Raw genomic sequence first — 20,148 nt, 5'->3', positions numbered from 1 at the left:
ATATTTGTGTACTTATGGTTTATAATAACCAAAACTATAGTATATATGGAAAATGATAAAGCATCAACCAAAAAAATTATAATCAATTACGGGGTAATCCTGGGAATTCTCTCTGTTTTGATGGGAGTAGTAATCTATGTTATGGATGGATATGCTGAGCAAAACTGGGTACATTCTGTTATCGGTTTGGCAATTATGGTCGGTGTTACCGTATACGGAATAAAAGCATATAAAGCTGCTAACGGTGGATTTCTTAAACTTGGTGAAGCCATAAAAATTGGACTAGGTATTGCTCTTATTGGTGGTATTATAAGCGTTATCTGGACGATTCTGTTAATGAGCGTTATTGAGCCGGATATTGTAAACCAAATGAATGAAGTACAGCGCGAACAAATGATCGAGCGTTTTCCTGATATGCCAGAAGAACAACTAAATCAAAGCCTGGAGATGACTAAGAAATTTACAACTCCATATATGCTTTCAGCATTTGCGTTAATCTGGAGTTTATTTATAGGATTTATCATTTCCCTATTTGCAGGATTAGCAATGCAAAAGAAACAAGACTTATATTAATATATGAATATATCTGTGGTCATACCACTGCTTAATGAGCAGGAATCACTTAACGAATTATACAATTGGATTGCAAAAGTTATGCAATCCAATTCTTTTTCTTACGAAATTATCTTTATCGATGATGGTAGTACCGATGGATCGTGGGATACCATCTCTGCGTTATCCACAAAAGACCAACAGGTAAAAGGAATTCGTTTTTTAAAAAACTTTGGCAAATCTCAGGCGCTACACTCGGGATTCAAAGAAGCACAAGGTGATGTAGTGATCACTATGGATGCTGATTTACAGGACAATCCTGAAGAAATCCCAGAATTGTATGATATGATCACCAAAGAAGGATATGATCTTATTTCCGGATGGAAAAAGAAACGATATGATTCTGTTATTGCCAAAAATCTACCTTCAAAATTATTTAATGCTGCGGCCAGAAAAACATCTGGTGTTAAATTACATGATTTTAACTGTGGACTAAAGGCGTATAAAAATATCGTAATAAAAAATATAGATGTACATGGCGAGATGCATCGTTATATCCCGGTACTTGCCAAAAATGCCGGTTTTGCAAAAATTGGTGAGAAAGTAGTACTACACCAGGCTCGAAAATATGGTAAAACCAAATTTGGGATGAGTCGTTTTATTAACGGTTTCCTAGATTTAATCACCATTTGGTTTATGTCGCGTTTTGGCAAAAGACCCATGCACTTTTTTGGTCTTATCGGCACCTTACTTTTTATTATAGGGTTCTGTTTTTCGTTATACCTGGGAATCGATAAACTTTTTATAGAAACCAAAGGGAGACTCATCGCACAACGCCCCGAGTTTTATGTAGCATTAACCTCTATGATCCTGGGAACACAGTTCTTCCTGGCAGGATTCTTAGGAGAAATTATCCTAACCAGTAAACGAAGTAAAGAGCGATATAGCATTGCAGAAAAGATACATCTTTAATGTACTCAATTCATCTTGCAGACATAAAAAATCAAGATGAATTATATATCGAAGCAGTTTATGCGTATTTCGAAACTTTTTTACCAAAATTAAATAGTATTTTTGCACTAAAATCACAAGCATGCAAATCACAGATTCTGTTATAAACCTAAGAGTTGACGAGTGGTTAACTCCGGTTTTTGATACCGCTACACAAAAAGAAATTAAAAATTTACAGGATACTAATTCAGAAGAATTAAAAGAGAGTTTTTATAAAGATCTCGAATTTGGTACCGGAGGTATGCGTGGTATCATGGGCGTAGGTACCAATCGAATCAATAAATACACCCTGGGAAAAAGCACACAAGGATTAAGTAATTATCTGATCAAGCAATTTGCTGGAGAACAGCCCAAAGCAGTAATCGCTTATGATTGTAGACATAATAGTGATACGCTTGCACAAGTAGTTGCAGATGTATTTTCTGCTAATGGAGTTAAAGTCTATTTATTCTCTAGCCTTCGCCCTACTCCAGAATTATCTTTTGCCGTACGAGAATTAGGATGTCATTGTGGTATTGTACTTACTGCAAGTCATAATCCGCCAGAATATAATGGCTATAAAGTATACTGGCAGGATGGCGGACAATTAGTTCCGCCGCAGGATGGTGAGATTATTTCAGAAATAAACGCATTAAAATATTCAGATATTCAATTTGATACCAATCCCAGTCTTATTCAAAAAATAGATCAGGAGATTGATACCGTTTTTATTGAACAAAGTGTAAAAAACGGAAGTTTTGCAGCTACCCAGAAAGCAAAAGACAATACAACAATTGTTTTTACTTCTTTACACGGTACTTCTATTACTGCTGTACCCGAAACTCTCGAAAAAGCAGGATACAAAAATGTACATATTGTACAAGAACAAGCAGAACCCGATGGTAATTTTCCTACCGTAAAATCTCCTAATCCAGAAGAACCAGAAGCCCTAACTATGGCCATGGAACTTGCTGCCAAAGTTGATGCAGATATTGTAATCGGTACCGATCCTGATTGTGATCGATTAGGAATAGCTGTGCGTAATGACCAGGGAGAATTACAGTTACTTAACGGAAATCAGACTATGATTGTAATGACCTGGTTTTTGTTAGAAAATTATAAAAAACAAGGGTTTACGGGTAATGAATTTATTGCCTCTACCATAGTATCTACTCCTATGATGCAAAGTCTGGCCCAGGCCTACAGTGTAGAATATAAAGAAGTGCTAACCGGTTTTAAATGGATTGCCAAATTAATCAAAGATTTCCCCGAGCAACACTTTATTGGTGGTGGCGAAGAAAGTTTTGGATTTATGGTTGGTGATTTTGTTAGAGATAAAGATGCAGTAACATCTACCCTACTTGCTTGTGAGATTGTTGCTTTTACTAAAGCAAATGGTAGTTCTTTTTATAGTACTTTATTAGATTTATATACAAAACATGGTTTTTATAAGGAGCATTTGGTTTCATTAGTGAAAAAAGGAATCGATGGTGCTGCAGAGATTAAGCAAACTATGGTGGATTTAAGAAATAATCCTCCAGAATCTCTAAATGAAGAAAAAGTAGTACTGATCGAGGATTATCAAACGGGTATTGCCAAAAACATTCAGGATCATACAGAATATAGTATCGATATCCCAAAATCAAATGTTTTGATATTTTATACCGAAGCAGGAAGTAAAATTGCAGCCAGACCAAGCGGAACAGAACCAAAAATAAAATTTTATATCAGTGTACAGGAATCACTTCATACCAGTGCCGACTTTACCACTGTGCAACAACAATTAGATGGTAAAATTGAAGCCATCAAAAAAGACTTACAATTAACTTAAACAACAGTGATAGCTGTTCAGTATATTTTTAATGAATTATTTTAAACAAATTCTTCGCTTTGCGAAACCCTATAAAGTATATGCTATATTAAATATAATTTCTAATATTTTTTATGCCCTTTTCGGAACACTATCTATGGTATCTTTATTTCCCATGCTGAAGGTTCTTTTTGACAAAACTGAAAGGATTAGGGTTAAACCAAAATGGGAAGGCATATTAAAAGCTAAGGAATACGGTGAAGATTACCTTAATTATTTTGTAACACAAAAAGCCGATGAAGGTAATGAGGACGTTCTAATTTTTATGGTCGTTCTGGTAATTAGTATGTTCTTTCTTAAGAATATTTTTAATTATCTAGCCATGTATTTTATTACATTCCTAAGAAATGGTGTGCTAAAAGATATACGTAATGAATTATACAAAAAGACAGTAGAATTACCATTGTCATATTTTTCAGAAAAAAGAAAAGGAGATACTATGGCTAGAATATCTACAGATGTTTTAGAAATACAACATTCCTTTTTATCTATATTAGAACTTATCGTAAGAGAACCTCTAATGATTCTATTTACGATACTCACCATGTTATTGATAAGTCTAAAATTGACAATATTTGTCTTTATTTTTATTCCTATATCGGGGTTTTTGATTTCCTTAATTGGAAAAAAATTAAAAAAACACTCGGATAAAGTACAACAGGAACAAGGTTTTTTTCTTTCTATTGTTGAAGAAACTCTTGGTGGATTAAAAGTTATCAAAGGGTTTAATGCTGAAAAAATATTTGGAAAAAAATTCCAAAAGTCTACTTCACGTTTCTATAATTTCTCTAATACGCTACTAAACAGGCAAAATCTTGCATCTCCAACAAGTGAATTTTTGGGTATAACCGTTATTTCTATTTTATTATGGTATGGGGGGCAAATGGTACTGGTTGAAAAATCATTAGATCCAGGGCTTTTTATTGTATATATGGGTCTTGCCTATAATATTCTTACGCCAGCAAAAGCTATTTCTAAGGCGAGTTATGGAGTAAAAAGAGGTAATGCAGCGGCAGAACGTGTACTAGAAATACTAAATACCACCTCTCCTCTACAAGATCACCCTGATGCAAAAGAGAAAAAAGAGTTTACCTCTGATATTAGTATAGAAAATATCTCTTTTAAATATGAAGATGAGTATGTGCTAAACGATTTTTCTTTAAAAGTACCAAAAGGTAGTTCTGTTGCTCTGGTTGGTCAATCTGGTAGTGGTAAATCTACCATCGCCAATCTGGTTACTCGTTTTTATGATGTAAATAAAGGAAACATAAAAATAGATGGTGTTGATATCAAAGATCTCACTAAACACTCCCTAAGAGATTTAATGGGGTTGGTTACCCAGGATTCTATTTTATTTAATGAGTCTATAAAAAATAATTTACTGGTTGGAGATCCAACTGCATCTGACGAAGAAATTATAAAAGCTTTAAAAATTGCTAATGCTTGGGAATTTGTAAAAGATTTACCGGCCGGTATTGAAACCAATATAGGAGATAGCGGTAATAAAATTAGTGGCGGACAAAAGCAACGTTTATCTATAGCGCGTGCGGTATTAAAAAATCCTCCGATCATGATTTTGGATGAAGCCACTTCTGCTTTGGATACCGAAAGCGAACGGTTGGTGCAATCTGCATTAGAGAACATGATGAAAAATAGAACAAGTATTGTAATTGCACATAGGCTATCTACAATACAAAATTCAGATTTAATCGTTGTAATGCAAAAAGGAAAAATTGTTGAACAAGGAACACATGATGAGCTTATTTCTAAAGATGGTATTTATCAAAAGTTGGTAAATATGCAATCACTAGAATAGGTAAATCCTCGATAATAGCTATTATATAAATAAAAAAGAGTGCTTTCGCACTCTTTTTCTTCACACAAATCATCTTAATTTAGGGGCTTATTCTAAAATTAAAACTCACTCTTATTAATATCTTCCATCTTGGGGGGGATGGAAAGACTAACTTTCTTTAATTATGGTGTAAATATAATGCAAAAATCCGGTACACACAAATAAAAATTGAATTTTACCTATAAAAAGTACTTTTTATCAGCACAAATTAAAAATATAGTCGTTTTTTTTGTAGTATAAAACCTACAATATTATTCATTAAATAAACAACAAATCTTCTTTAAGTAAAGGTTATCGAAAGTATAAAGCATAAAAAAGAGTGCTTTCGCACTCTTTCTCTTCACACAAATCATCTTAATTTAGGGGCTTATTCTAAAATTAAAACTCACTTTTATAAAAACTTTCATCTTGGGGGAAATGAAAGAACTCAATCATTATTACACTGTAAAGATAGTAATTATTTTTAATCCACCAAATAAAAGGTGCATTTTATCTAATAATTTTGTTTTTTAACATTATCAAAGATGGAAATTATCACATTTTGTAGTAATAAACCTACAATTGTTAATTTGATACAAAAAATATGAAACAGAAAAAAAGAGTGCTTTCGCACTCTTTCTCTTCACACAAATCATCTTAATTTAGGGGCTTACTCTAAAATTAAAACTCACTTTTATAAAAACTTTCATCTTGGGGGGAATGAAAGAACTCAATCATTATTACACTGTAAAGATAGTAATTATTTTTAATCTACCAAACAAAAAATGCATTTTATCTAATAATTACGCTTTTTAACATTAAAAACCTAATATAAATTACATTTTTGTAATCTTTTACCTACAATTTAAGAAATTTAACCTAGTTGTGAAATATAAAAGTATAAAACATAAAAAAGAGTGCTTTCGCACTCTTTCTCTTCACACAAATCATCTTAATTTAGGGGCTTACTCTAAAATTAAAACTCACTTTTATAAAAACTTTCATCTTGGGGGAAATGAAAGAACTCAATTATTAATTACACTGTAAAGATAGTAATTATTTTCAGATAACCAAACAAAAAGTGCTTTTTATCTATAAAAAAGGTAAATAATCATATTATTTAACATTTATTCCTACAAAATTCTTACAAAAATATTATACTACCCCAATTAAACCTTTTTTATGTACATTAGTCATATAGTAGTATTAAGATCAAATAATTGATCTTTTCAATAAAACTAATTTTACTTTTGAACACTCAGGAAGAACAAGACCTACTCATTGCCTTACAATCAGAAGAGCATATAAATATCGCTTTTGGTAAGCTTGTTGCTATATATCAACAGCGGCTTTATTGGCATATCAGGAATATGGTAAAAAATCATGATGACACAGACGACATATTACAAAATGTGTTTATTAAAGTATATAAGAATATAAAAAAATTTAAAGGAGATAGTAAATTATACTCATGGCTATATCGCATAGCAACAAATGAGTCTATTACTTTTCTTAATCAAAAAGCTAAAAAATATAATATTAGTAATGAAGAGTTAAGTTTACAACTAATTCAGAACCTCGAAGCAGATGTATATTATGAGGGAGATCAGATACAACTAATGTTGCAAAAGGCAATAGCTACGCTACCACAAAAACAACAACAGGTTTTTAATATGAAATATTTTCAGGAACTAAAATATCGGGAGATGTCAGAAATTCTAGAAACCAGTGAAGGAGCATTAAAAGCATCATACCATTTAGCTTCAAAAAAAATTGAAGAATTTTTAAAAAAAGATTAAACCTTTTTATACTAAAAAAGTCTTACTATCAGTGAAAAAACATAAATCACATAAAAACAATGACGGTTTTAAAGTACCAGAAGGATATTTTGAAAGTTTTGAAAACAAACTTTTTGAAAAAATAGCTTCTGATACCGATAGCCAACTGAGCCCCAAAATGAATTTGGGTTTTAAAGTTCCCGAAGACTATTTTGCTACTCTGGAAGATACTATATTGCAAAAAATTGATGATGATAAACCAAAAGGAAAACTTATCTCATTACAAACCAGAAGAAATATTTTATACTTCTCTGGTATTGCCGCTATGATTGCTATTATCATATCTATATCCATACCAAAAGAATCAGAAGTAAATTTCGATTCTATTGAAATTGCTGATATACATGCTTATTTTAATGAAGAAGATGTTGAATTAAGTACTACAGAAATAGCAGCGCTATTAGATGATGATATTACATATTCGGAAACATTCGAAAAAGAATTAATCGATGATGAAACTTTATTAGAATATCTATCAGAAGAGGATTTAGATGATGATATTATATTTACAGAATAAAATAAACACATGAAACCGACTCGATTAAAATAATTATTAAAACATCAATCTATAATTCTTTTAATCGCCAAAGATTCCATGTGCCCCCTAAAACAATAAAATAAACACATGAAAAAGATAATTTTACTTATTTGCCTTACCTGTTTTTCTATAGGTGCTTTTGCTCAACATGGGTCAAGAGAAAAAATAAAGGCATTTAAAATCGCATATATTACTGAAAAATTAGATTTAACCAGTAAAGAAGCACAGCAATTCTGGCCAGTTTATAATGCACATGAAGAGACCGTTGGAAAACTTAGACGTCAAGAACGTAAATTAATTAGGAGTATAAAAGAAGCCAATGATAACCCTAATGGTTTAAGTGATAAACAAGCCGAAGATGCTATAGATAATTTTTTGGAGTTGGAAGAACAAAAATCACAATCTCGAAAAAAATTAATTGTCGATTTAAAGAAGATCATGCCTAATAAGAAAATTCTAAAACTCATAAAAGCAGAAGCAGATTTTCATAAACGTATGTTGGCAAGAATTAAGGAACGAAGAAAAAGGCACTAATACCGTTGTAATAAAACAGAAAAAGAGGTTGTTATAAACCTCTTTTTTATTTAAAAACCAGTTTGGCAATTCTTCCTTTACCTGCCGCTATTGCAGTACTATCATTTATAAACCTTACCGTATAAAAACCTTCTTTACTTAATTCTTTCCAACTTTTTCCCAGATCATTAGAAATCGATATTCCTGTAAACCCAACAGCTACCATTTCTTTACCGCCGCCATTAGGTATATATCGTATACAACTCTTATACCCTGCTCCACTACCATCTGATACTAATTCCCAAGTTTTCCCTCCATCTTTTGTAATCGCTTTATTCGCCTCATTACCTTCTGGAGCTGTATAATCTCCTCCATAAATAACACCGTTATTCTCATCATAAAAATCAATAGAATACGCTCCCGTAGTTTCTTTTCCCTGAATGATAGGAGTATCATAAACTTCCCATGTTTTTCCTTTATCAGGAGAGAAAAACACCCTCGACTTCATTCCTCCTGTAGCTATCCATGTTTTATCACCTATAATTGCAATGTTTCCATTACTTGCGGCAAATGCCGCTTCTCCATCAAAAGTTTTGGGTAGGTCTTCACAAGAAATCTTTTTCCAGGTGTCTCCCCCATCTTTTGTAATAAGTATAGACAAACACGTATCTGTAGGATCTCCCATTGCAATTCCTTCGTTAACATTCCAAAACGCAATTGCATCATAGAACGCCTTTTCGTGCATTTCGGTATATACTATTTTCTCCTCTTTACTCTTTCTATCTATTTTTCTTAATCGTGCGGGGGAACTTACTCCGAGACTAAAAAACGACTTATCGGTAAAAGCAACCGCACGTTGTTCTGCAATCCAGTTTTTCTTTTTTTCTATAGTATCAACCTCCGAAAACTCGATAATAGCCCTCTTTTCTGTAGCAAGATTTATAAAACCGTAGCCTTTATTATAACCAAAACCAATCAAAGTATCGTTATATATATCTAAGGCTCGTATACTTATAGAATCTTTTAAAATAGTTTCTATTTCAACTTTAGAAAAATGATGAGTAACCACTTTCTCTTCTGTAGTGCAAAAAACAAAAGTCAAAACAAATAATAAGGCATAGATTAGTTTCATAGGTTCTGATATCAATAATTATAGTCAAATATAATAGTATTTGATCACAAAGGTCTACCTTTGCACACCTTAAAAAATAATACAATGCGTTTACATAGAAATCTTGTCTTTGCTGTTATAGATGGATTACACGAAATATTTAATGAAGGAAGCTATGCAGATAAAGTGGTTCAGAAATTACTGAAACGAGACAAAAGATGGGGGTCACGTGATCGTAGTTTTATTGCAGAGACCGTATATGAAATTGTACGATGGAAACGCCTATATATCGAAATAGCTGAAGTAAAAGAGCCTTTCTCACGAGAAAACTTATGGAGAGTTTTTGCTGTATGGGCTACGCTAAGAGGGATTTCTTTACCCGATTGGAAACAAATTGCTCCTACACCTACTCGTCGTATCAAAGGGCGTTTTGATGAATTAAGTAAAATAAGAAAATTTAAAGAATCTATTCCCGATTGGATGGATCAATTAGGAGAACAGGAATTGGGTAAATTGTGGGATAAAGAAATTAGTGCACTTAATGAGCAGGCCCCCGTAATTCTTCGTGCAAATACTTTAAAAACATCAAAAGAAAAACTTAGAAGTCTGCTAGAAGACGAAAAGATCGATACTGAATTTATTAAAGGATATCCAAACGCACTTAGGCTTACCGAAAGAACGAATGTCTTTACCACAGAAGCATTCAAAAATGGATTATTTGAAGTACAAGATGCTTCTTCTCAATTGGTAGCCGATTTTCTAGAAGTACAGCCAGGGCAACGTGTTGTAGATACCTGTGCAGGTGCAGGTGGTAAAAGCCTTCATTTAGCAGCATTAATGCAAAATAAAGGACAGGTTATTGCTATGGATATTTATGGCAACAAGCTTAAAGAGCTTAAAAGAAGAGCACGTAGAGATGGTGCACACAATATCGAAACCCGAGTTATTGAAAGCACAAAAGACATCAAAAAATTACATGGTAAAGCAGATCGTGTTCTTATCGATGCTCCTTGTAGTGGTTTGGGAGTATTGCGACGAAATCCCGATGCTAAATGGAAATTACAACCAGAGTTTTTAGATAAAATCAGACATACACAAGCCGAAATACTTGAGAATTATTCTAAAATGGTAAAACCCGGAGGGAAATTAGTATACGCAACCTGTTCTATTCTACCGTCAGAAAATCAGGATCAGGTAAAGAATTTCCTTTCTAAAGAAACAGGAAATGATTTCACTTTAATCAAAGATAAGAAAGTACTTTCGCATCAATCCGGATATGACGGGTTTTATATGGCATTGTTAGAAAGAAAACAATAAATCGACTACAATACAATACTCGTTGTTCTAGTGATAATGTTTAGGACAATTCATTCTAATAAAAATAGTTTCACAATTAGATTTCTGAAACATTGTTCAAAATTCGGTGAATAACTCTGGGATTCTATCTTAGTTTTTTACCAAATTTTAGTAAGAAAGTAGTAAATTTGCAGCTTAATAAAAATCAACACAAATAATCGAAGTATGATTCACTTCTTCGGAAACCAAAACGAGAAAGTATTTGCAGTTCAAACAGCTAATGAAATCTCCCCAGAAACTATAAAAAAATTAACCTGGTTATTTGGCAACCAACCTCAACTATCTGCGGCGTCTATTGACGCTTTTTTTGTTGGTCCTCGTGCCGCAATGATTACTCCATGGAGTACCAATGCCGTAGAGATCACTCAGAATATGGGTATAGAAGGGATTATACGAATAGAAGAATTTAATAGTGTTACAAAAGATTATACTGATTTTGACCCTATGCTCTCTCAAAAGTATAGCAAATTAGATCAGGAGATCTATACCATAGATATAGAACCAGAATCGATTATAGAAATTGATGACATTGCTGCTTATAATATTGCTGAAGGTTTAGCGCTTAGTGATGAAGAGATTGAATATCTCGAAGGAGTTAGCAAAAAAATAGGAAGACAACTTACAGACTCAGAAGTTTTTGGGTTTTCGCAAGTAAATTCTGAGCACTGTCGTCATAAAATATTTAACGGGACTTTTGTGATTGATGGAGAAGAACAACCTACTTCACTTTTTAAACTAATCAAAAAGACATCAGAGACACATCCAAACGATATTGTTTCTGCTTATAAAGATAATGTAGCCTTTATAAAAGGACCAAAAGTTACTCAGTTTGCCCCAAAAACTGCTGATAAACCTGATTTTTATCAGGAAACCGAATTTAATAGTGTGATTTCTCTTAAAGCAGAAACGCATAATTTCCCTACTACTGTAGAACCATTTAATGGGGCCGCAACAGGATCTGGAGGAGAAATCAGAGATCGTCTTGCCGGAGGAAAAGGATCTTTACCTCTTGCCGGAACCGCAGTATATATGACCTCTTATTCTCGATTACAAGATAATCGCCCATGGGAACATACCATGAAAGAAAGAGATTGGCTATACCAAACCCCAATGGATATTTTAATAAAAGCTTCTAACGGAGCTTCTGATTTTGGAAATAAATTTGGTCAGCCTCTAATTACAGGATCTGTACTTACTTTTGAACATGAAGAAGATGCTCGCAAACTTGGTTTCGACAAGGTAATTATGCAGGCAGGTGGGATTGGATATGGTAAAGCCGAACAAGCTATTAAAGCCACTCCAAAAAAAGGAGATAAAATTGTAATTCTGGGAGGAGAAAATTATCGGATTGGTATGGGAGGTGCAGCCGTATCTTCTGCAGATACAGGAGAATTTAGCAGCGGTATCGAATTAAATGCGATACAGCGCTCTAATCCAGAAATGCAAAAGCGTGCTTCTAATGCTATTAGAGGTATGGTAGAAAGCGAAGAAAATACGATTGTATCAATACATGATCATGGTGCAGGAGGGCACCTTAATTGCCTTTCTGAATTGGTAGAAGAAACTGGAGGAAAAATCGATTTGGATAAACTACCTGTAGGCGACCCCACATTATCTGCAAAAGAAATCATCGGTAACGAATCCCAGGAACGTATGGGATTAGTGATCGGTCAACAAAATATAGATATACTACAACGTATTGCAGAGCGTGAACGCTCACCTATGTACGAAGTAGGAGATGTTACCGGAGATCATCGTTTTACCTTTCAATCCAAGACCAAAGGAGATACACCAATGGATCTGGCATTAGAAGATATGTTTGGTAGTTCTCCCAAAACCATAATGAACGACAAAACCATTGATCGTAAATATGATAATCTTTCTTATAGCAAAGAAAATTTTCGAAACTATCTCGAACAAGTACTACAATTAGAAGCTGTTGCCTGTAAAGATTGGTTAACCAATAAGGTGGATCGATGTGTAGGAGGAAAAGTTGCGAAACAACAATGTGCTGGGCCATTACAATTACCTTTAAATAATTGTGGAGTTATGGCTCTTGATTATAATGGTAAAGAAGGTATTACAACTAGCATTGGGCACTCTCCTATCTCAGGTTTAATTAACCCGGAAGCTGGTAGCAAAAATTCTATTGCCGAAGCGTTGACTAATATCATATGGGCACCACTACATGAAGGTTTGCAATCTGTCTCTTTATCTGCAAACTGGATGTGGCCTTGTAAAAATGAAGGAGAAGATGCAAGATTATATAAAGCGGTAAAAGCAATTTCAGATTTTGCAATTGATTTAGGAATCAATGTGCCTACGGGTAAAGATTCACTATCTATGAAGCAAAAATACCCAAATGAAGAAGTTATTGCCCCCGGAACCGTAGTGATATCTGCAGCTGCACATTGTAATGACATCACCAAAATTGTTGAACCCGTTTTACAAAAAAATGGTGGCGATATCTATTATATTAATCTTTCTAATGATAAACATCAGCTTGGAGGCTCTTCATTTGCACAAATATTAAATAAAATTGGTTCTGAAGCACCAAATATTAAGAACGCTGCTAATTTTAAGAACACCTTTAATGTGATTCAAGATCTAATTAGAGAAGATAAAATCGTAGCAGGTCATGATATAGCTTCAGGAGGATTGATCACTACATTATTAGAGTTGTGTTTTGCAGATCTTAATCTTGGAGCAGAGCTTGATCTTACCAAAATTGGAGAACCTGATTCAGTTAAGTTATTGTTTGCAGAAAATTCGGGAATTGTTTTTCAGAGCGCTTCAAACTCAGATATCGAGTCTATTCTTTCTAAAAACAATATTGAGTTTTTCAATATCGGTACCATAAAAGAAGAAGCTTCTTTATCAATTAAAAATCAAAACGACTCTTTTGATCTTCCTATAGAAGAATTAAGAAATACATGGTATACAACTTCTTTCTTATTAGATCAAAAACAAACTGCAAATGATTTAGCAAAAGATCGGTTTGAAAATTATGCAAACCAACCACTACACTATTCTTTTCCAAAACACTTTGATGGTAAACGACCTGTGATTTCTAATGAGTTTAAAAGACCAAAAGCAGCTATCATACGTGAAAAAGGAAGTAATTCTGAACGTGAAATGGCTAATGCCATGTATCTGGCTGGTTTTGATGTAAAGGATGTGCATATGACCGATTTGATTTCTGGTCGTGAAACATTAGAAGATATTCAGTTTATTGGAGCCGTAGGAGGTTTTTCTAATAGTGATGTTTTAGGATCTGCCAAAGGATGGGCAGGTGCCTTTTTATATAATGAAAAAGCAAATACAGCCTTAAAAAACTTCTTCAAAAGAGAAGACACTTTATCTGTAGGTATTTGTAACGGTTGCCAGTTATTTATGGAATTGGAGGTTATTAATCCAGAACATAAAAAACATGGTAAACTAATCCATAATGATTCTCACAAGCATGAAAGTAGTTTTACTTCTGTGAAAGTACAGGATAATAACTCTGTAATGCTATCTACTTTGGCAGGAAGTACACTGGGAGTATGGATTTCTCATGGCGAAGGAAAATTTGATTTATCTCTTCCCGAAGACCAATACAACATTGTAGCAAAATATGGGTATGAAGGATATCCTTCTAATCCTAACGGTTCGGATTATAATACAGCTATGATGACAGATAAAACTGGTCGTCATTTGGTAATGATGCCTCATATTGAGCGTTCAATTTTTCAATGGAACTGGGCCAACTACCCGCAAGATAGACATGACGAAGTGTCCCCATGGATCGAGGCCTTTGTAAATGCCCGAAAATGGTTAGAAAAAAGTGCTTCTGAATGAAAAACAGAAAAGCGCTCTTAATAATTGATATGCAAAAGGGGTCTTTTACTTCAAAAACTCCACGGTATGATACAAAAGGAGTCGTAGGTAGAATTAATACGCTTGCTCAACTATTTAGAGCCTCTGATTTTCCTGTGCTTTTTGTTCAACATGATGGTACAAAAATGAATGAGTTTATACCAAATACAGTAGAGTGGGAATTATTAGATGATTTAGAAACTAAAACAACAGATCTTTTTGTAGACAAATATGCAAATGATATATTTTATAAATCAAGGCTTCAATCAAAACTAAACAACCTAAATATTAACGAGTTATTTATTACAGGCTGTGCGACTGATTTTTGTGTCGCATCAACTGTCCAATCGGCTTTAACAAAGGACTATAATATAACTGTGATAGAAGATGGTCACACCACAGGAGACAGACCCCACTTAAAAGCCAAAAAAGTAATTGAGCATTATAATTGGGTTTGGCAAAATATGATTCCAACCAATGGAAAAGTAGAGGTTAAAAATTTTGAATGCATAAAAAATGACCTAATAAGGCATTAAATTTCTTCTTCTATAAATTTTATTAATACTATTTTTAGGCCTTTAAACAATAAATATTTCATTAAAAACGATAAAATATTGAGGAGTTAACAAATTAAAGCTCCTTTTTTTTATATCTTAGAGTTGTGTATTATAAGATTTTTTATAATTTGCGAAACTATGCGCGCATAATAGTTCTTTTAAGTTCTTAGGCAATGGTGTATTCTAATTTGTTTATCTGTAAATTAGTTACCCAATTACCTTAAAAACAACCATCGAAAAAGAGCTTTAGAAGGCTACAAAAATTATTTTTAAACAACTTATGACAAAAATTACGAGATTATTTGATTTCCCACATTATCAATTAGAAAAATTTAATTTAGACAAGGCTTTAATAACTAAATATAATGGTGAATGGATTGCTACTTCTACTAAGGAATATGTAGAAAAAGCAAATCAAATTAGCCGTGGTTTGTTACGATTAGGAGTAAAACCCAATGATAAAATAGCAATTATATCTTCTAATAACAGAACAGAATGGAATATCACAGACATTGGTGCTCTTCAAATTGGAGCACAGGATGTTCCTATTTATCCTACAATTTCTCAAGAAGATTATGAATATGTTTTAAATCATTCTGAAGCTACATACTGTTTTGTTTCCGATGAAGAAGTATTTCAGAAAGTTAAAAACATTAAAGATAATGTACCTTCATTAAAAGAAGTCTATTCTTATGATGATATTTCAGGTTGTAAAAGTTGGAATGAAGTTCTTGAATTAGGTAAAGATAACAGTAACCAATCCGAAGTAGAAGAAATTATGGCTTCTGTAACAGAAGATGATCTTGCTACTCTAATATATACTTCAGGAACTACAGGAAGACCTAAAGGTGTGATGCTAAGTCATAAAAATGTAGTGAGCAATGCTATAAACAGCTCTACCCGGTTCCCTATTGTAGATGGAGAAACAAAAGCTCTAAGTTTTCTTCCCGTATGTCATATTTATGAAAGAATGTTAATGTATTTATATCAATATCGCGGTGTAGGTATATATTTTGCAGAATCTTTAGAAACTATTAGTGACAACCTAAAAGAGGTTAGACCCGAGGTTATGACTGCGGTACCGAGATTACTAGAGAAAGTATATGACAAAATTATTGCCAAAGGAGCTGATCTCACAGGTATTAAAAAGAAATTATTCTTTTGGGCAGTAGATCTAGGGTTAAAATACGAACCTTATGGAGCAAATGGCTGGTGGTATGAAAAAAAATTAGGTCTCGCTCGAAAACTTATTTTTAGCAAATGGCAAGAAGCTCTGGGAGGTAATTTAAAATTAATTGCTTCTGGTAGTGCTGCACTACAGCCAAGACTTGCACGAATATTTAATGCGGCAGGAATGGGAGTTATGGAAGGATATGGCCTTACCGAAACGTCCCCTGTAATCTCTGTAAATGAAACAGGAAACAGAGGAATGAAAATAGGCACTGTAGGAAGAATGATCCCAGATACCGAAGTAAAAATAGCAGAAGATGGTGAGATTCTGGTAAAAGGTCCTCAAGTAATGTTAGGATATTATAAAGATGAAGAAAAAACCAAAGAGGTATTAAAAAATGGGTATTTTCATACCGGAGATATTGGTGAAGTTGATAGTGATGGTTTTTTGCGTATTACCGATCGTAAAAAAGAAATGTTTAAAACTTCTGGAGGTAAATATGTCGCTCCGCAATTAATAGAAAACGCCATGAAACAATCTCGTTTTATCGAGCAAATAATGGTAATTGGTGAAGGAGAAAAAATGCCTGCAGCATTTATACAACCTAATTTCGAGTTTTTAAAAGAATGGGCAGAGCGTAAAGGCATACAAATAGGAAACTCTATGTCAGAAGCTCTTAAAAATCAATCAATTATTGATCGTTACCAGGAAGAAATCGACGAGCATAATAAAAAGTTCGGAAAATGGGAACGTGTTAAACGATTCGAACTTACAGCAGATGAATGGAGTATTGATGCGGGTCACCTCACTCCTACTATGAAATTAAAAAGAAAAATAATAAAAGAAAAATACAAAGATCTTTATTCTAAAATTTATGGCTAATTCAATTAACTGATTACAACGCAAAACATATGTAAGCTTTAACTGTTAATCAGTAAACTCCTCATTTTATGGGGAGTTTTTTTATTAATTCAACAAAAAAGTGTAAATTACATCAACTTTTCTCAATTTTTTTACTTTATTTATTATGCACGCATAATAAATTTTCTTACCTTTACATTTATAATAATTTTTTTGAATGAGAGAAAAGACAATCGATTATGCACTTAGAGCTACCTGGATGGCAGTTGCTAAGATGTATAATGAGGAAGCCAGCAAAAAAGGAAGTACAATGGCTACTGGATTTGCATTACTAAGCATAGATCCAGAAAGCGGTACACCTTCTACTTCATTAGGTCCCAAAATGGGAATGGAAGCTACAAGTTTATCACGCACTTTGAAAACCATGGAGGAAAAAGGATTGATTTTCAGAAAGAAAAACCCTCAGGATGGACGTGGTGTATTGATTTATCTCACTCCGTTTGGTCTAGAAATGAGAAATTTCTCTAAAGAAGTGGTTTTTACTTTTGATGCTACAGTAAGAAAACATGTACCACAAGAAAAATTAGATATTTTCTTAGAAGTGTTTCAGACCATAAATGATCTGATATCATCCAAAAAAATTTACTCAAAACAAGAATCTATAAAACCTTAACAACTCTAAGTTAAAAAATGAAAAGAATCATTAAAAAAGTTGCAGTTATCGGTTCAGGAATCATGGGATCCGGTATTGCATGTCATTTCGCTAATATTGGTGTCGAAGTACTATTACTCGATATAGTCCCTCGAGAACTTAACGACAAAGAAAAAGCGAAAGGCCTTACTCTTGACAACAAAGTGGTGCGTAATCGATTAGTAAATGATTCGCTTACTGCTGCTCTTAAGTCCAAACCCTCTCCTATATACCATCAAAAATTTGCAAATCGAATCACTACAGGAAACCTGGAAGATGATATCGCAAAAGTTGCAGATGTAGATTGGATTATAGAAGTTGTTGTAGAAAGATTAGATATCAAAAAAATAGTTTTTGAGAATCTTGAAAAACACAGAACACCAGGTACATTAATTACTTCTAATACCTCTGGTATTCCTATTCATTTTATGAGTGAAGGAAGAAGTGAAGATTTCCAAAAACATTTCTGTGGAACTCATTTCTTTAACCCTGCTCGTTATCTTAAATTATTCGAAATCATTCCTGGCCCAAATACTTCTCAAGAAGTTTTGGATTTTCTAAATGGTTATGGAGAACAATACCTGGGAAAAACTTCTGTAGTTGCAAAAGACACTCCTGCTTTTATTGGTAATAGAATAGGAATCTTTAGTATTATGAGTTTATTCCATATGGTAAAAGAAATGGGGTTAACCATAGAAGAAGTTGATAAACTTACTGGCCCTGTAATCGGTCGTCCAAAATCGGCTACATTCCGTACTGTAGATGTGGTAGGTCTCGATACTCTGGTTCATGTGGCTAATGGTATTGCCGATAATTGCCCAGATGACGAACGCCATGAGTTATTCAAACTTCCGGATTTCATCAACTCTATGATGGAAAACAAATGGTTAGGAAGCAAAACCAAGCAGGGATTTTATAAAAAGAATGTTGGTGCCGATGGAAAAAGAGAAATCTTGTCTTTGGATTTAGATACTTTAGAATATAGAGAAAAGAAAAGAGCCTCTTTTGCTACTCTTGAAATGACAAAAACTATAGATAAAGTAGTAGATCGTTTTAAAGTATTAGTATCTGGAAAAGATAAAGCTGGAGAATTTTATCGTAAAAATTTATCTGCATTATTCGCATATGTTTCCAATCGTATTCCTGAAATTACAGACGATTTATATAAAATCGATGATGCAATGAAAGCTGGTTTTGGCTGGGAACATGGTCCTTTTCAGATCTGGGATGCTGTCGGAGTAGAAAAAGGAATCGAAATGATGCGTGCAGAAGGTTATGAACCTGCTTCATGGGTACTGGATATGATCGCATCAGGAAGTACTTCCTTTTATACCGTAAATAACGGAGCTACATTTTTCTATGATATTCCTAAAAAAGAACAGGTAAAAGTACCAGGACAAGATGCATTTATCATTCTGGATAATATTCGTAAATCTTCAGAAGTATTTAAAAATAGCGGAGTCGTAGTAGAAGATCTTGGTGATGGAATCCTAAATGTAGAGTTTCAAAGTAAGATGAACACTATTGGCGGTGATGTGCTAGCCGGATTAAACAAAGCTATCGATATTGCCGAAAAAGATTTCCAGGGATTAGTTGTTGGTAATCAAGCTGCAAACTTCTCTGTAGGTGCAAATATCGGAATGATATTTATGATGGCTGTCGAGCAAGAATATGACGAGCTTAATATGGCTATTAAATATTTCCAGGATTCTATGATGCGTATGCGTTACTCATCGATTCCAACCATTGCAGCTCCTCACGGGATGGCACTTGGTGGCGGATGTGAGCTTTCTATGCACGCCGATAAAGTAGTTGCTGCTGCAGAAACATATATAGGACTCGTAGAATTTGGTGTTGGTGTTATCCCTGGTGGTGGTGGATCAAAAGAAATGGCATTAAGAGCGTCAGATACTTTTAAGAAAAATGATGTAGAACTTAATGTACTACAGGAACATTTCTTAACGATAGGTATGGCCAAAGTATCTACTTCTGCTTATGAAGCATATGATACCAATATTCTTCAAAAAGGAAAAGATATTGTAGTGGTTAATAAAGATCGCCAGATTGCTACAGCAAAAGCACATGCAAAATTAATGGCAGAACAAGGGTATACACAACCTGTAAAACGTAAGGATGTAAAAGTCTTAGGGAAACAAGCATTAGGTATGTTCTTGGTAGGAACTGACTCTATGGAAGCTAGTAAATATATTTCTGAGCATGATCATAAAATAGCTAATAAGTTAGGATATGTAATGGCAGGAGGAGATTTATCTGAACCAACATTGGTTACAGAACAATACTTATTGGATCTAGAACGTGAAGCTTTCTTGTCACTTTGTACAGAACGTAAGACTCTTGAGCGTATCGAGCATATGCTTAAAAAAGGAAAACCTCTAAGAAACTAGAAA

Annotated in this window: 14 protein-coding genes; 13 read left to right on the top strand and 1 reads right to left on the bottom strand. The window is 33.7% G+C overall.

Annotation, left to right across the window (positions count from 1 at the left end; translation table 11 throughout):
- The first annotated feature begins 45 nt into the window (after nucleotides 1–45).
- The 7 genes from NNL09_RS16635 (at nucleotide 46) to NNL09_RS16605 (ending at nucleotide 8,156) form a co-directional block, all read left to right on the top strand.
- The gene (locus tag NNL09_RS16635; RefSeq protein ID WP_196909935.1) at nucleotides 46–573 is read left to right on the top strand and encodes a DUF4199 domain-containing protein; all 528 of its coding nucleotides are present in this window, start codon (nucleotides 46–48) and stop codon (nucleotides 571–573) included.
- A 3-nt stretch (nucleotides 574–576) separates the two neighbouring features.
- Nucleotides 577–1,524 carry a glycosyltransferase family 2 protein gene (locus NNL09_RS16630; protein WP_196909934.1) on the top strand — a complete coding sequence of 316 codons (948 nt, stop codon included), beginning with the start codon at nucleotides 577–579 and terminating at the stop codon, nucleotides 1,522–1,524.
- 121 nt (nucleotides 1,525–1,645) lie between these two features.
- On the top strand, nucleotides 1,646–3,373 hold the full coding sequence (locus NNL09_RS16625) for a phospho-sugar mutase (protein ID WP_196909933.1): 1,728 nt from the start codon (nucleotides 1,646–1,648) through the stop codon (nucleotides 3,371–3,373).
- A 31-nt stretch (nucleotides 3,374–3,404) separates the two neighbouring features.
- The gene (locus tag NNL09_RS16620) at nucleotides 3,405–5,228 is read left to right on the top strand and encodes an ABC transporter ATP-binding protein (RefSeq protein WP_025664861.1); all 1,824 of its coding nucleotides are present in this window, start codon (nucleotides 3,405–3,407) and stop codon (nucleotides 5,226–5,228) included.
- Nucleotides 5,229–6,496: 1,268 nt separating this feature from the next.
- Entirely contained in the window at nucleotides 6,497–7,045 is a 549-nt protein-coding gene (locus NNL09_RS16615; protein WP_074410127.1) for an RNA polymerase sigma factor, read from the top strand.
- Nucleotides 7,046–7,076: 31 nt separating this feature from the next.
- On the top strand, nucleotides 7,077–7,601 hold the full coding sequence (locus NNL09_RS16610) for a hypothetical protein (protein WP_196909932.1): 525 nt from the start codon (nucleotides 7,077–7,079) through the stop codon (nucleotides 7,599–7,601).
- Between the two features lie 108 nt (nucleotides 7,602–7,709).
- Nucleotides 7,710–8,156 carry a hypothetical protein gene (locus NNL09_RS16605; RefSeq protein WP_196909931.1) on the top strand — a complete coding sequence of 149 codons (447 nt, stop codon included), beginning with the start codon at nucleotides 7,710–7,712 and terminating at the stop codon, nucleotides 8,154–8,156.
- Nucleotides 8,157–8,202: 46 nt separating this feature from the next.
- On the opposite strand, the gene NNL09_RS16600 is transcribed toward NNL09_RS16605, so the two are convergent.
- Nucleotides 8,203–9,267: an oxidoreductase gene (locus NNL09_RS16600; protein WP_196909930.1), complete on the bottom strand. Its 1,065-nt coding sequence runs from the start codon at nucleotides 9,265–9,267 to the stop codon at nucleotides 8,203–8,205.
- Nucleotides 9,268–9,351: 84 nt separating this feature from the next.
- Here NNL09_RS16600 and NNL09_RS16595 point away from each other — a divergent pair, with 84 nt between their 5' ends.
- From NNL09_RS16595 to NNL09_RS16570, 6 genes are all read left to right on the top strand, one after another.
- On the top strand, nucleotides 9,352–10,563 hold the full coding sequence (locus tag NNL09_RS16595) for an RsmB/NOP family class I SAM-dependent RNA methyltransferase (protein ID WP_196909929.1): 1,212 nt from the start codon (nucleotides 9,352–9,354) through the stop codon (nucleotides 10,561–10,563).
- Between the two features lie 204 nt (nucleotides 10,564–10,767).
- Nucleotides 10,768–14,442 (top strand): phosphoribosylformylglycinamidine synthase, encoded by a 3,675-nt coding sequence (purL, locus tag NNL09_RS16590; protein WP_196909928.1) that lies wholly within the window; start codon nucleotides 10,768–10,770, stop codon nucleotides 14,440–14,442.
- Nucleotides 14,439–14,996 carry an isochorismatase family protein gene (locus NNL09_RS16585; RefSeq protein WP_196909927.1) on the top strand — a complete coding sequence of 186 codons (558 nt, stop codon included), beginning with the start codon at nucleotides 14,439–14,441 and terminating at the stop codon, nucleotides 14,994–14,996. Before purL ends, NNL09_RS16585 begins: the two co-directional genes overlap by 4 nt.
- A 301-nt stretch (nucleotides 14,997–15,297) precedes the next feature.
- The gene (locus tag NNL09_RS16580) at nucleotides 15,298–17,070 is read left to right on the top strand and encodes a long-chain fatty acid--CoA ligase (RefSeq protein WP_196909926.1); all 1,773 of its coding nucleotides are present in this window, start codon (nucleotides 15,298–15,300) and stop codon (nucleotides 17,068–17,070) included.
- Nucleotides 17,071–17,266: 196 nt separating this feature from the next.
- Entirely contained in the window at nucleotides 17,267–17,722 is a 456-nt protein-coding gene (locus NNL09_RS16575) for a MarR family winged helix-turn-helix transcriptional regulator (RefSeq protein WP_025664852.1), read from the top strand.
- A 17-nt stretch (nucleotides 17,723–17,739) separates the two neighbouring features.
- Nucleotides 17,740–20,145, top strand: a complete 2,406-nt coding sequence (locus tag NNL09_RS16570; RefSeq protein ID WP_196909925.1) for a 3-hydroxyacyl-CoA dehydrogenase/enoyl-CoA hydratase family protein — start codon at nucleotides 17,740–17,742, stop codon at nucleotides 20,143–20,145.
- Nucleotides 20,146–20,148: the final 3 nt, after the last annotated feature.

Source organism: Aquimarina sp. EL_43, from assembly GCF_943422735.1.
Lineage (GTDB): Bacteria > Bacteroidota > Bacteroidia > Flavobacteriales > Flavobacteriaceae > Aquimarina > Aquimarina megaterium.
This window is presented reverse-complemented; position numbering and strand designations above follow the sequence as displayed.